This is a genomic window from secondary endosymbiont of Heteropsylla cubana (genome assembly GCF_000287355.1).
GTDB lineage: Bacteria > Pseudomonadota > Gammaproteobacteria > Enterobacterales > Enterobacteriaceae.
Window position 1 is genome coordinate 189,212 of sequence record NC_018420.1, and the last position, 15,494, is coordinate 204,705.

General features: G+C 28.1%; 7 protein-coding genes and 1 tRNA gene. 6 read left to right on the forward strand and 2 right to left on the reverse strand.

Annotated features, from left to right (window positions below):
* Window positions 1–958: 958 nt before the first annotated feature.
* On the reverse strand, window positions 959–1,177 hold the full coding sequence (gene infA / locus A35E_RS00460; protein ID WP_014888712.1) for a translation initiation factor IF-1: 219 nt from the start codon (window positions 1,175–1,177) through the stop codon (window positions 959–961).
* A 1,130-nt stretch (window positions 1,178–2,307) separates the two neighbouring features.
* Between infA and asnS the strand changes: the two genes are divergently transcribed.
* Window positions 2,308–3,708, forward strand: a complete 1,401-nt coding sequence (gene asnS, locus A35E_RS00465; protein ID WP_014888713.1) for an asparagine--tRNA ligase — start codon at window positions 2,308–2,310, stop codon at window positions 3,706–3,708.
* A gap of 468 nt (window positions 3,709–4,176) precedes the next feature.
* Here the strand turns inward: asnS and A35E_RS00470 are convergent.
* Window positions 4,177–4,248 (reverse strand) — tRNA-Gly (locus A35E_RS00470).
* An 882-nt stretch (window positions 4,249–5,130) separates the two neighbouring features.
* Here A35E_RS00470 and tamA point away from each other — a divergent pair.
* The 5 genes from tamA (at window position 5,131) to waaF (ending at window position 15,494) form a co-directional block, all read left to right on the forward strand.
* Window positions 5,131–6,879, forward strand: coding sequence for an autotransporter assembly complex protein TamA (gene tamA / locus A35E_RS00475; protein WP_014888714.1), 1,749 nt, complete (start codon window positions 5,131–5,133; stop codon window positions 6,877–6,879).
* 44 nt (window positions 6,880–6,923) lie between these two features.
* Window positions 6,924–10,703: an autotransporter assembly complex protein TamB gene (tamB, locus tag A35E_RS00480; RefSeq protein ID WP_052306318.1), complete on the forward strand. Its 3,780-nt coding sequence runs from the start codon at window positions 6,924–6,926 to the stop codon at window positions 10,701–10,703.
* Between the two features lie 42 nt (window positions 10,704–10,745).
* Entirely contained in the window at window positions 10,746–11,633 is an 888-nt protein-coding gene (panE, locus tag A35E_RS00485; protein ID WP_014888716.1) for a 2-dehydropantoate 2-reductase, read from the forward strand.
* 1,865 nt (window positions 11,634–13,498) lie between these two features.
* Entirely contained in the window at window positions 13,499–14,437 is a 939-nt protein-coding gene (gene rfaD / locus A35E_RS00490) for an ADP-glyceromanno-heptose 6-epimerase (RefSeq protein ID WP_014888717.1), read from the forward strand.
* Between the two features lie 19 nt (window positions 14,438–14,456).
* Entirely contained in the window at window positions 14,457–15,494 is a 1,038-nt protein-coding gene (waaF, locus tag A35E_RS00495) for a lipopolysaccharide heptosyltransferase II (protein ID WP_044105071.1), read from the forward strand.

Sequence of the window (15,494 nt, forward strand, 5' to 3'; positions counted from 1 at the left end):
ATAATAAAAAATATAATTTTTATTATAATTAATTTAATATAACTTGTCAGCAATGTTTTTTATTAAACAAAGAATTATTTATCCCTAATTTACTTCTATCTTAATAAGATAAATATAGTTTATCTATATCTACTTACAACTTTACCTAAACTAGTTAATCTCTCCTTCTTTTTTTTAAAAGAAACAATTTTTTAAAAATAAACTTAACATATAATTAATATTATATATAAATACATTAAACTAAAAAAAATAAACTACACATAAAACACTAAAGATTAAATATTACATAAACAAGATAATATGTCACTTCACTTTTCAATAAAATTCAGAAAAAGTATGTTTATCTTAAATTAATAAAATATGAACATCTAGAAAAAAAATAAAATCTTCCCTCAATACTAAAACATCTATATCTTTCAATTTAATAACTTAACAAATATAGAATCTATTTCTACATTATCTATCATAAGTGGTATATAGAAAAAGATTTAAAACGTACTCATTTTTTTAAATAAAAAGTAATCTATTCTAATGTGCAATGCTACCTAAAATCCATATTTTGCATTGCTTAAGTTTATTAAGAAAATCTTTCTTGTTACTAGTTTGTAACGGTTTTGTTATTAAACAACATATCGATTACTAAAGCAAGCTATACAACTAACACATTTCTCCCTAATTTTTAAAAATAAACATCAAGCAAGATATTTGATTAATTAATAAAAAAACATACGCAATAATAGTGTTTTTTTATTGTATAAAGAAGATATCTTTTCTATATAAAAATTTTATAATGATAATTAACAATATAATATCACAAAACCCTAATTTACATCATTATTTCCTAATTTATATATCGTGATAGAAAATATCTTTATAAAAATAGTAAAGGAAATAATTATGCAATAATATAAACAACATTTCTTTTTAAGATTCTATTAAGACCTAAAATTACATTCTCTTAACGACTTCGGAATACAATACGCCCTTTACTTAAATCATACGGAGTCAACTCAACAGTTACTTTATCGCTAGTTAAGATGCGAATATAATTTTTTCTCATTTTACCAGATATATGTGCAGTGACTATATGTCCATTTTCCAGTTCTACCCGAAACATGGTGTTAGGTAACGTATCTATTACAGTACCTTGCATTTCAATATTTTCTTCTTTAGCCATTGAACCCTCCATATATAAAAAATTGATTTTCGTTAAAACAATGCAAAAAAACATTCATAATGTAAAGAAATAGCATTTGTTGCAATAAAATTAAAGAAATAATTATAAATTCTATTAGAAAACTTCTTTAATCTAGAAATTTAGAACTATCTAACTAAATTTAAACAAATTTTATTTAATACTTGACCACAAGTAATTATTGAATATTATATGATTTTTTGTTAGTTAAGATTTCAAGAAGAGCTCATTTTTTTACTAAATTCGTTTTGTTACCACTTTTCTTAATTATAAAACTTTTTTCAAATTATGAATAATTTCATCAATATCTAAATTAAACTAAATATAGTTTTCTTTGGTATCCAAATTTTATTTAACAAAAATTATCACAGAAAAGCAAAAGACTTTACATAAAATAATATACAAGTCATAGACATTATTAAGTAATCTATAAATTAATACTTCGACGTATTGTCTATATCTCTAGATCTATGTAATTAATGGGCAAATATTATATATCTAAAAAAACAATTGTAGGCATGATGATCTATGGTATTAGCTATAATCTAATAAAAAGATATATTTAAATATATAGCATAATTTTATTTGTCATCTTCAGATAAACACATAAATTTCATTAATCATATTTATGCTTCATTTTGATATTTAATCAAATCAAACAAAAAATATAGTATATGATTTTCTTATCAAATTTATTTTTTAGAATTTAATGTTAGTTAAACACTTTTCCTATTATCTCACATTTACCAATTGCAAATGAAATTGAAAAAAGTTAATATTCTTTACTACTAACGCTTTTAAATTCATTTTATCAATTAAGAAAACCGCGATTTAAGTAGCAGATAATATCATAAATATATTTTAATAAAACTTAAAATTAAAAACTAATTTTATATAATTTTATTAATAAATTCAATTATTTAAAATATTAAACATAATATTTCTGTATTTATATATATAAATAAAATCAGCACGCTTTCGAAACACAAAAAGTAATACAGTTTTTATGCTCTAATATATTTAAAAAAAACATAAAAAAAATAAAAACTTAAAGATTAACTCATGATGCATAATGCAATATTTTATTAATTGAAAAATTAAGAGTATATTACATGAATACAGCCACAGTATTAGATGTTTTTAAAGGACGCGTGCCTACTGAAAGTGAAGTAACTGTGCAAGGGTGGATTCGTACGCGCAGAGATTCTAAGGCTGGGATCTCCTTTCTCACGATTTATGACGGCTCTTGCTTTGATGCTTTACAAGCCGTTGCAAATAATACCTTACTAAATTATCATGATGAAGTATTACGATTAACTGCTGGTTGCTCCGTGTCTATAAGTGGTCAACTTATTAATTCTATTGGTAAAAATCAGAATTATGAAATTCAAGTAAAAACCATTAAAGTACTCGGGTGGGTAGAAGATCCCAATAGTTACCCTATAGCCCCTAAGCGTCATAGTCTTGAACATTTACGAGACGTAGCTCATCTTCGGCCTCGCACAAATCTTATAGGAGCTGTTACTAGAATTCGTCATACTTTAGCACAATCTATTCACCGTTTTATGAATGAAAAAGGTTTTTTCTGGGTATCAACTCCTTTAATTACCGCTTCTAATAGTGAAGGAACAGGCGACATGTTCCGAGTATCAACTCTTGATTTAAAAACACCCCCTCAAACCCCTGACGGAAAATGTGATTTTCATCAAGATTTCTTTGGAAAAGAAACGTTTTTAACAGTATCAGGACAGCTCAATGCTGAAAGTTATGCTTGCGCTCTATCAAAAGTTTATACTTTTGGCCCAATTTTCCGAGCTGAGAATTCCAACACTAGTCGTCATCTTGCTGAATTTTGGATGGTTGAAGTCGAATTCGCATTCGCTAATCTCACCGATATAATTGATTTATCAAAAAGTATGCTTAAATACCTTTTTCAATCGGTATTAACCGAATGCGAAAAAGAAATGCAATTCCTTAGTCAAACGATCGACAAACAAGCAATTAAGCGTCTTGAACGATTCATTAATACAGATTTAATTCAAATTGACTACAGCGAAGCTATACAACTCTTAAAAAACTGCGATCAAAAATTTGAACTTTCACCTTTGTGGGGAGGAGATTTATCTGGAGAACATGAACGCTATTTATCAGAAGTGTGTTTTAAAGCGCCAGTGGTAATCAAAAACTATCCAAAAGATCTTAAAGCATTTTATATGCGTATAAATGAAGATGGGAAAACTGTCGCAGCTATGGATATTCTTGCTCCAGGAATTGGTGAAATCATTGGTGGATCACAGCGTGAAGAACGCTTAGATTACCTAGATAAACGTCTGGAAGAAAAAGGATTAAACCAAGAAGATTACTGGTGGTATCGCGATCTGCGTCGATATGGAACTGTCTCGCATTCGGGTTTTGGACTAGGTTTAGAACGCTTAATAATATATGTAACAGGGATGAAAAATGTTCGTGATGTAATTCCTTTTCCACGCAGTCCGCGAACTGTTAATTTCTAAATAACAAATATTTAAACATTAAGTCTCATCTAATAATAGGATTTACACCCTAATAAAAAATTAAAACGAAAAGATTAGAGCAAGAATCCAACTAGAACCAATTTTTCATGTGTTCCTGCAAATTAAAAAATGTAAATAAACTTTGTTTTTAATTTTATTAAGTTAATATATTTTGAATAAGTATTCCATGTAAACTATTACAAATTATTCAAAAATTAATCAATAAGGATTATAAAATTTCTTCAAAAAAAATCTTAACTTTCTGATTAATATGATATTAAATCATAAATTAAAACATGTACATATTTTTTTTTGAATGTAAAAAACATATTGTTCTTCAAATTATCAACTTAATTAACTTTGTTTCCTACAAAATAATTAAAGTGTATTTATCTTGAGAAATAATATTTTACTTATTTTTATGATTTTTAATGTAAAACTTATAAAAAAATTTTAATTTTACTTTTAAGCGGGAAACGAGGCTCGAACTCGCGACCCCAACCTTGGCAAGGTTGTGCTCTACCACTGAGCTATTCCCGCATAAAAAGTTTTAATACAAAATTTTAAATTATTTAAAAATTTATTTTTAACAAAAACGTATTATTTAATCTTAAATAAAAAATTTAAACTATTTTTCTTTAAACAGCAATCTTTTTATTATTTTTTTTATTAAAATATATTCTTATCCCATAAAAAGATGTATAAAATACATTTAAATATATTCTTTTATTCTCCAAAATTAATTTTTACATCTAAATCTTACACAATTTAACCAAAAATATTTTTCTATTTCGCAATTTAATGATGTCTGTCATCCAATCAATTACATGTATACAATAACTAGTAAACTTACGTCATTCCAACAAAATAAAGAAAAAAACATCGCTATTAATAACCGAATATCTTAATGGTTCAACTAAACCTATGGTATTCGTATTAAGTCTTACTTATAATAAAAATATTTAGTAATATTATTATATCTTTAATTATTAAAAAATTTAAAAACATAAAACATACGAAAAAACTTTGTCTTCATATTTCCATCAAGATTTTTTAATAAATCAACTTCGTTAAAATAAATATAAATTTACTATATTGTGTTTTTAACCACAAATATAATCTAATAAGTTAAAAAATTAAATTTCTATCGGATTTTTTAAACTAACTGAAAAGAATGACACTCTGATGTTATTCTCTATAATATTAAAAAATGTTTGATTTACCAAATCCATTTTTAACAAAGTTTTCTTTATTAACACACCAGAACCCCTTTAATAGAACACTATAACTTGTACTTTTCTACGAAATCTAATATTAAATCAATAATAATAGTATTGTGAATTCTTAACTATTAAAAAATCAATTTATAGAACAAATTTAAATCGTATATTTTAAAACGTTTTTGATATAAAAGGCATTAATGTGAATATATGGCATAATCGAACATGTTTATTTTTCTGTATATTATTATATTTATCTCCAGCTTACACTTCCCCTCATATAAAATTAAAATTAGAAGGGCTCAGCGACGAAATTCAACATAAAATAAATTCTAATATTTCTATTCTACAAGGAAATAAAATAAGCGACAATCCGAATAATCTAAAAAAACAGGTAGAACGCATACTGAGAGAAAACCTACAAGCACTCGGTTACTATTCTTCTTCGATTGATTTTAAATTTCAACCATCGCTAAAAAACACTAATAGAATTTTAATTGTTCACGTATCACCTGGTATACCGATTAGAATTGCGAATGTTAATGTTATCTTACGGGGCGAAGCTCGACAGGATAAGGATTACCAACTCTGGGTTAAAAATAACACACCTAAACTCGGGACCATACTAAATCACAATACATACGATCATTTTAAAAGCGGTCTATCTAGTTTAGCAATACAAAAAGGATATTTCGATGCTACCTTTAAAAAACACCAATTATGTATATCCCCAGAACGCCTCCAAGCTTATTGGGATATTGATTTTAATAGTGGTCAACGTTATCGTATTCGAAAAATACGTTTTCGGAACACAAACATCCGTAAAGAATATTTACATAACATTACCAAAATAAAAACACTAGAATACTATAGCACTGAATTATTAGAGAAACTTCATAGATTACTGCTATCTACCAACTGGTTTAATTCTGTAGTAATCTCACCGATCTTATTAGACACTAAAGAAAAAAAAACATTATTGCTAGATATAATTGTTACACCATCCCCTCGCAACAGAATAGAGTCTAGCATAGGCTACGAAACAAACATAGAAACTCGAGTAAAAAATACTTGGAATAAACCTTATCTCAACTCTCATGGACAAAGTTTTCAAACAAATATAAATCTATCAGCAGCAAAGCAATCAGCTAACATTATTTATAAAGTCCCAAAACTTAAATCCCCTCTTCATCAATATTATCACTTTAATGGCCAATTTAAACGAGAGGATCTCAATAACACTAAAATTCATGAAATAAAACTACATATGTCACGTTTTTGGAAAACGTCTAATGGTTGGAAAAAAGCTATAAATCTACATTGGAGAAAAGGACACTTTTCACAACCTGGAATCACTAATAAAAACATATTAATATATCCCGGTATCAGTGTTAACCGTATACGCCAACATGGTGAGCTAATTTCAAAGTGGGGCGACAGTCAATACTATTCTCTCGATATTTCGAAAAAACTCTGGGGTTCAGATGTCGATTTTATTATCCTACAAACTCAGAATATTTGGATTAGAACATTGGTCGAAAAACATCGCTTAATTGCCAAGTGGAATTTTGGTTGGATCAAAACTAATGATTTTCAACGTATTCCACCATCACTTCGCTTTTTTGCAGGAGGAGATCGAAGCATTCGGGGCTATAAATATAAATCACTGTCACCCCAAGATGATTCTGGAAAACTAACAGGAGGGTATAAACTGGCAACTGGATCGTTAGAATACCAATATAGAATTATCGATCAATGGTGGGGAGCAGTGTTTATTGATGGAGGTCAAGCTATGAATAAGCTTAAAGATAGTAAAATTAACCGTAGTGCCGGAATTGGACTACGCTGGCAATCACCTATAGGTTTTATTAAATTCGATATAGCTAGCCCCATTCAGGCTTCCAATGATCAAAATGTGCAATTTTATATTGGTTTAGACCAACAATTATGAGAATTTTTAAGAAAATTTTTTTTTATATTCTTTTTCTTATTATCATGACATTCAGCGTATTAGTATATCTAATCAGTACTACTGACGGTCTACATTTATTGATAAACGGTGTAAAAAAATGGGTTCCTGGATTAGAAATTGGATCCTTTAGTGGAAACTGGCGCAATCTGACAATACAACAACTACGCTATCAGATGCCTGGGATCACTCTCTTTGCTGAAAAATGTCATTTAAAACTAAATTCTAGCTATTTTCGTCAGAATAAATTATCTATAAACAATTTATTACTAGAAGATGTTATTGTTAATTTGGATATGAAAAAAATTAATTCTTTAACCTTCTCACATATACACAATAAAAAAATTTTATCCATAATAAAGCAGGTACCATTAGAACGCTTGATAATAAAGAATATTCAAGTTCATACAGATAACATCCATTTTGCTCTAAAAAAAATTACAACAGGTCTGTCATTCGAAGACAAAAAATTAATAGTTCATCCAACACATATTTCTTCTTTTTTAATTACAATTCCACCGACAATACAAGCATTTTTAAAAAAATCTTTTCTCAATGATTTCATACGAAATAATATTTATAATAAAGAGAATAAATACAAGCTTCAAAAATTAGCACTACATTCTAAAGAAACATTATCGGAGAAATTAAACGCTTGTTTTTCAAAGCCATTATTATCATCGTTACCATCATTTACATTACCGTGTAATATAATTCTCGAAAACATTGATATAGAAAATATTTTCCTAATCAGGGAATCCAGCGATTTAACTATCAATCAATTACGCATTCAAGGAAACATTTATGATCAAAATGCTGAATTAACACTTCTTAATATTGATTCATCTTTAGGTTTAATAAGTGCTAGCGGACACATTAGCTTAAAGGGACAATGGCCTGTAACAATAACCCTAAAAGTTGCTTTAAAAAATTTAGATTTAGTAGATGAAAAAATTAAACTCACCATAAATGGTAATTTACGTGATGAACTTCACGCTGAAATTACATTATCTGGTCCACTCACTGCGCATGTATCTCTCAAAGCACAATTGATGAAAATAGGGACTCCATTTATACTAACATGTAGTAGTCAATCTCTACAATGGCCTTTGATTGGAAATGCTGAACATCAACTACACAATCTAAAATTAGACCTAGCAGGAAAACCACAAAATTACCGATTCGCACTCACAGCAGCATTCAGCGGAAAAAACCTTCCCACAACAAATATAAGAATGCATGCCACAGGTAATACCAATAGTTTTGAGCTGTCTAACCTTAACATATCAAGCTTACTTGGTGAAATCGATTTAAGTATAGCAATAAACTGGCTACATACTTTTAAATGGCATAGTAAAATATTGTTTAGCGGTATTAATCCCAATCATCAATGGCCAAATTGGCCTGAAAAAATAGGGGGAAAAATAACCAGTAAAGGTATAATAAATAATGATCGATGGAAATTAGCATTTCCAGAATTAGAACTATACACTCAAACTCCTCATCACATGTTAACACTTAAAGGATCGATTCAAACTAACTCCGATAATCATTGGAAAATACCACAACTTATTTTATTAACAGAAACAAACAAGCTAATAATTACAGGAAAGTTAAGCCATGAATTCTCGTTAAACACCATTTTTGACGCTCCCCTACTACACAGTTATTTTCCTGGGCTAGAAGGACAACTTAGAGGGAATATAAGATTAAGAGGTAACATTCAATCGCCACAGTTACTCATTAATATCAAAGCAAATACACTAAAATTTAAACAATTTAGTCTTTCTCACATAGTGTTAAATGGAAGCTTTCTTTTAAATGATATTTTTCAAGGAAACTTAAATTTAGCTATGGATCAACTAAAACACGGAACTACATTATTAATTTCAAAATTTATTTTAAACGCATTCGGTAATGAAAAACAACATACACTTAAAATAGCAATAAACACTGAATACCTAGCTGATCAATTCCAACTCAAAGGAAGCTTCGATCGAAAAAGTGGATATTGGAGTAGTACTATAAATCACAATTGCTTTAATGTGCATCTTTGCAAATCACCATTACAACGTTCCATAACTCTAGATCACTTAACGGACAACCAAAATTTAATAGTTAGACCACACTGTTTTTTACACAACATGCATGTTCAATTGTATATTGGAAATAATATTAACATTCTGAACAAAAAGCACACAATCGATATACTTGATCATTTTGATTTCCCCATTTTAAAATCACTTATTTTTTTTAATACCAAAATTAAAATATTATTTAATTACCTAACTAATAGAAATTGGAGTCAAGGTCGCAATATATCAAAACATGAATTTGCAATAACAAAAAACTCTACATCATTCAGCGATGCCACAAACAATAAAATTTTATCTGTCTTAAGTTGTAAATCACTCATATTTTATACTTCGCTAGATAAACAGAAAACACGTCTAAACTGGTGTCTTAAAATCCATAATCAAGGTCTGCTAAACGGTTATATCCAACTCACAGAATTATATAGAAACCAAAGGCTATCAGGTAAAATAAACATTAAAAATCTTTCCTTAACAATATTTAATCCACTTCTATCAAGTCATGAAAATATTACTGGATTAATAAATGCTACGCTCCAATTAGGAGGCAACCTCAATATACCCCAACTTTATGGAAAATTAAAACTAAAACACTTCGTTATTAAAAGAAACACTATTCCTTTTTCTATGATAGATAGTCAACTCTTATTGGAATTTAATGGAAACTCTTCCGATTTAAAAGGAGTTATAAGTACAAATCATGGTCAAATCAAGCTAATAGGTACAGCTAACTGGCAAACAATGGAGGACTGGTATATGCGTGTGCATGCACAAGGTAAAAGAATACGTATTACCCCGCTTCCAACAACATACCTAGATATATCACCAGACCTCATTTTTCATATCAAACAGAAAGTTTTTCACTGCAAAGGAAAAATTGATATTCCCTGCGGACATATTAAAATGCTAGATATCAAAAAAAACGAGATCAGCATTTCTAAAGATCAAGTACTTTTAGACAAAAATTTACAACCACTTCTCAATACCACAAATACTTCCCTAATACCGAATAATTTAAATTTGGTAATTCACCTTGGTCAAGATGTTAATCTTGATGCGTTTGGATTAAAATCTGTTCTAACAGGAAATTTACATATAAAAAAAGATATAGAAGAAATTGGAGTAAATGGATGTATCGATATTCCTTCCGGTCGTTTCCACGCATACGGTCAGGATTTTATTGTTAACAAAGGTCAATTAGTTTTTTCGGGACCACTTACTCAACCTTATTTAAATATTGAAGCTATTCGTAACCCAGATTTTACAGAAGACAATATCACCGTGGGAATTAAGGTAAGTGGAGTGGTTGATCAACTCAAGATAAAAGTTTTTACTCAACCTTTGACATCCCATCAAGAAGCTCTCTCTTATTTACTTCTTGGACAGAAGATTAATTCTCCTGGATCTGATAGCAATATCATTACATCTATATTAATCTCTATGGGTATTATGAAAGGTGCTAAAATTATTAATAAAGTTGGAAAAACATTGGGAGTAAACAATCTAGAAATTGATACTCAAGGATTTGGAAACAATACTCAACTTGTAGTGCGAGGATATCTCTCTCCTCGTTTACAAATCAAATACGATATCGGTATTTTTGATTCTTTAACAACTTTAACATTTCGTTATTGTTTAATATCTAAACTATATCTAGAAGCCTTATCTGGTATTAATCAAGCTATAAATTTGCTATGTAAATTTGAATTTTAAGTATATTATATTTACATTAATAAATAATTTTAGATTAAAAAAATGAACATTACCGTTTTAGGTTGTGGCGCGTTGGGACAAATTTGGCTTACAGCACTTGGCTTTCATGGACATAATATCCAAGGCTGGTTGAAAACAAACAAATCGCAACTTAATATAGTACTAATTGATTTAATCGGAAATGAAAATCATTTACAATTTTCAGCTAACAATTCCAGTCATTTAGCAAAAAGTGATTTATTAATCGTCACATTAAAAGCATGGCAAGTATCTGTTGGAGTTCAAGGATTACTGCCGCAATTGCGAACTGATTGCGGCATCATTCTACTACATAACGGATTTGGAACTCAAGAAGAGCTTCCTGCACTAACTCAACCACTGATTATCGGGAATACAACACACGCCGCTTATAGTAAAGAAGAGAAAATCTACTATGTCTCTAGAGGTATAACTCGTATTGGTCCGGGTAATAATCAAGCGCAACAAAGTAGCGCAATAGCAAAAGTATTACATACAGCTCTTCCTCCAGTCATATGGCATCAGGATGTAATGGCTTCAATTTGGATGAAACTCGCTGTAAACGCTGTAATAAACCCTCTTACTACCGTTTATAGTTGTAGAAACGGAGAGTTAATACACTACCTACAGAAAATCAAATTAATTTGTTACGAAATAGCACTAGTAATGACATATGAAGGTCATCAAATTTATGATCAATGTCTTTTATTATATGTTAAACAAATAATACTCAGAACTAAAAATAATATCTCTTCAATGTTACAAGACATTCAAGCTAAAAGAAAATCGGAAATAGATTATATTACAGGTTATATACTTCAACGTGCATGTATACACGGACTTGATATACCTGAAAATCGACGGTTATTTGAGTTGATCAAGAAAAAAGAAGCAAACTATATTAAAAATTAATTATTTAATTTCTTCCTAGGAAGTAATAACCAAACTATTAAGAATTACCATATCGACAATTCATATTAAACTAAATAAAGCAAATATTTTATAAAAAGCATAAATAAAAAATATAAAAGTTATGCATCCGTTTTATAAAAAACGTCTATAAGAATAGACAACTGTATGTCTTATATGTTTGATATTATCTTTTTAGAAACTTGAATTATATTAAAAAACGTATCTAAACCTCAAAAAGGTGTATCACTTTATTGAGAGTAGAGAAAAACAATCATAATAATTTATATTTTATAACTAATGTTTATTATTAGTCTTTATTATATACCAATATAGTAAAATTGGTTTTTAATTTATTTCTTTTTTTTATTTCAAACTATCTATTAATAGAAATTTGAAAAAATACTATCAATAACTGACATTTTATTAAAATGATCTAATCGCTTTATAAGCTTTTATAGAAAATATTAAACGTTTGCTGAACACAAACAAATCGTAATAAATGTACATATATTGTATATATAAAAATTTTAATAAAAAAATAACTTTTGATAATTAACAAATTAATTTAATCATTTTTATTCAATTTTAAATAAAATATAATTTTATCTTTTTACCCCCTCCTACCAAAACTTTTCCAAATGCTTTAACAATTATAATACATTATATAACATAGAACTTTATAATCATTTCTTTCTTCTTATACTCAAAAAAAATACAGCAACTTGATATTTATTATATTTTATGATTATTTTATTTTACCCTCATCAAAAATTTCTAATCTCCTCCATAAAATATATGAAGAGATAAAAATCTAGAAAATATATCTTTTCATCTTGATTTAAAGTTTCTATTTCTATTTTTTTCTTATACTTATTCCAATTTTTTTATGGGGATTCTATTAGAATAAAACACTTATAAAACTTTGTTCATTTAAAAAAATTGACTATACGTATACCATACTGCAATAGCAAGCATGCTTAACAGTGGCATTAATCATATTAATTAAATATTTTATATTTATTTGTATTCATTTAATTATTTTTTATTTTTGTTATTTTTAATAATGAATTAAAAATTTAATTGTTTCTTATGAAGAAGTTACTTTTTTATATTTTCAAGCTTTACAAAGAAAATATTAACCTATATTAATATTAATTATGTATTTTTTACAAAAAAGCTTATAAAGTAAGTTTACTTAAACTATCTTTCTAGCAATCTATTTCATATAGTTGACATAACTAGCAATAGAAACATTAATATAAGGTTATCTTATAAACATAATTATTATATACATTCCAGTTAGTCTAATCAGATTAAACATAAAAACCTAAAAAAAATCACAGCTATATCAAAATTTTAAAAGAAAAAGAAAGATAAAAACGAAAATTTAATTAAAAGCATTGTTTGTAACAGCTATGTTTAGAATTCAAAACTAATTAAACCATATTTAACAGTACATCATTATTTTTAATAAAAAATAACTGTCGAACAACATAACATCAAAATATCTCAATAGAAAGTATGGTTACTATTAATAGATAAAGTTTAAATTCAAATTCATCTAATTATTTAAATTTAGTTATAAGTTATCTAGCAATTAATCAATTTTTTAACTGAATTTATTTTATAAATAAAAAATGTCTAAGACTATATCTTACATTAGTATATTGGCAACTATAAAAAACGACCACTCAGAATCATTTTAGAATAACTTTATTATTACAAGCATGTTACATACTAAAATATAATAAGAGATAAACATCTTTTTAATTAATAGAAATTATAAAATTTAAAATAATAATCCTAGTATTATTTTAATCGGATCAATATTATTTTTTAACATAACATAATATCAAGGATAATTTATGATAATTGTTACCGGTGGAGCTGGTTTTATCGGAAGTAATATTATCAAAGGATTAAATAAAATTGGTTATAAAAATATTTTAGTCGTAGATAATCTTAATAAAAATAATAAATATAATAATCTCATCGATTTAAAAATATCTGATTATTTAGATAAACAAGACTTTCTTTCTTTTTTGCTTTCAAAGGATGGATTTAACAACATCAACGCGATATTTCATGAAGGAGCCTGCTCTTCTACTACTGAATTGGATTGTAAGTATATGATGTATAATAATTATCAATATTCTAAGGAAGTTCTACACTACTCCATTAAAAATACTATTCCTTTTATTTACGCTTCTTCTGCCGCAACTTATGGGCAAAGAACAAACAATTTTATTGAAAACACAGAAAATGAAAAACCTTTAAATATATATGGTTATTCAAAGTTTTTGCTTGATCAGCATGTAAGAATGCTGCTTCCAAAAATAAAATCGCAAGTATGTGGTTTACGTTACTTCAATGTTTACGGTCCAGGTGAGTCACATAAAGAAAAAATGGCAAGTATCATTTTTCAGTTAAATGATCAAATTAAAAGTGGACAAACTCCAAGATTATTTACAAATAGCGAAAATTTTAAGCGCGATTTTATTTACATAAATGATATTGTTGCAATAAATCTATGGTGCTGGCAAAAAAATATCTCCGGGATCTTTAATTGTGGCACAGGCCAAGCTGTATCCTTTAAAAAAATTGCAAATATGGTATTAAATTATCATAAAAAAGAACAATTAGAATATATTCCGTTTCCAAAAACAATTAAAAGAAATTACCAATTCTATACTCAAGCAGATTTAACCCAACTACGCATTGCTGGCTATAAAAAAACCATAAAAAACATTGACGATGGAATCCTTGAATATTTAAACTGGTTAGATAAAAATTATTTTTTCTAAAAGAAGCATATAAAACACTTTGAAAATACTAATAATAGGTCCATCTTGGATCGGTGACATGATGATGTCCCAGAGCTTATATCGTTATCTAGTCCAATATTACGACACCGTTAAAATAGATGTGATGGCTCCTAAATGGTCTCTTCCTTTACTGAAACATATGCCTGAAATTAATCAAATATTCGAAATCCCATTAAATCATGGCACTCTTGCGTTAGATAAACGTTATAGACTAGGAAAATCTCTTAGAAAAGAGACCTATCAACAAGCGATAGTTCTTCCTAATTCGTTTAAATCAGCAATAATACCGTTTTTTGCTAATATACCTCAAAGAACAGCCTGGCGAGGAGAAATGCGTTATGGGATTATCAATGATTTACGTAAACTAGACAAAAAAGCTTTTCCCCTTATGGTTCAACGTTATGCAGCTCTAGCATTTGAAAACAAAAAAATACGAGATGCTTCTGAGTTACCAAACCCTTTACTCTGGCCACGCATTATGGTTAGTAATGAAGACAAAGAGTTGGCATTAAAAACATTTTTTCTAAAAAATCCATACCCACTTATCGGTTTTTGTCCAGGCGCTGAATTTAGTTTAGCTAAATGCTGGCCAGATTATCATTATGCTACTTTAGCTAAAAAATTAATTCACTGTGGTTATCAGATAGCACTTTTTGGGTCTATAAAAAACCGAGCTACAGGTAAAGAGATCAGGTTTTCTCTCACTGAAGATATACAAAAATACTGCCATAATTTAATGGGAACAACTTCCCTGGAAGAAGTCATTAGTTTAATTGCTGCGTGCCACGCAGTAGTTAGCAACGATTCTGGTTTAATGCATATAGCTAGTGCCTTATCTCGTCCACTTGTCGCATTATACGGCCCAACTAGCCCAAATTTTACTCCGCCACTATCGCATCAGGCTCGAGTAATTCGCCCAGTAAGGGGTTATCATAAAATTCGTCAAGGTAACAAAAAAAAAGACTATCATCAAAGCTTGATTGCAATTAAACCTGATCAAGTTTTCAGGACTCTTAGCTCTTTACTTGTCTCTTAA

Excerpts from the sequence above, each read along its gene's own strand:
- panE (WP_014888716.1), top strand. The coding sequence starts at position 10,746 with ATGAACATTACCGTTTTAGGTTGTGGCGCGTTGGGACAAATTTGGCTT.
- tamB (WP_052306318.1), top strand. The coding sequence starts at position 6,924 with ATGACATTCAGCGTATTAGTATATCTAATCAGTACTACTGACGGTCTA.
- rfaD (WP_014888717.1), top strand. The coding sequence starts at position 13,499 with ATGATAATTGTTACCGGTGGAGCTGGTTTTATCGGAAGTAATATTATC.
- infA (WP_014888712.1), bottom strand. The coding sequence starts at position 1,177 with ATGGCTAAAGAAGAAAATATTGAAATGCAAGGTACTGTAATAGATACG.
- asnS (WP_014888713.1), top strand. The coding sequence starts at position 2,308 with ATGAATACAGCCACAGTATTAGATGTTTTTAAAGGACGCGTGCCTACT.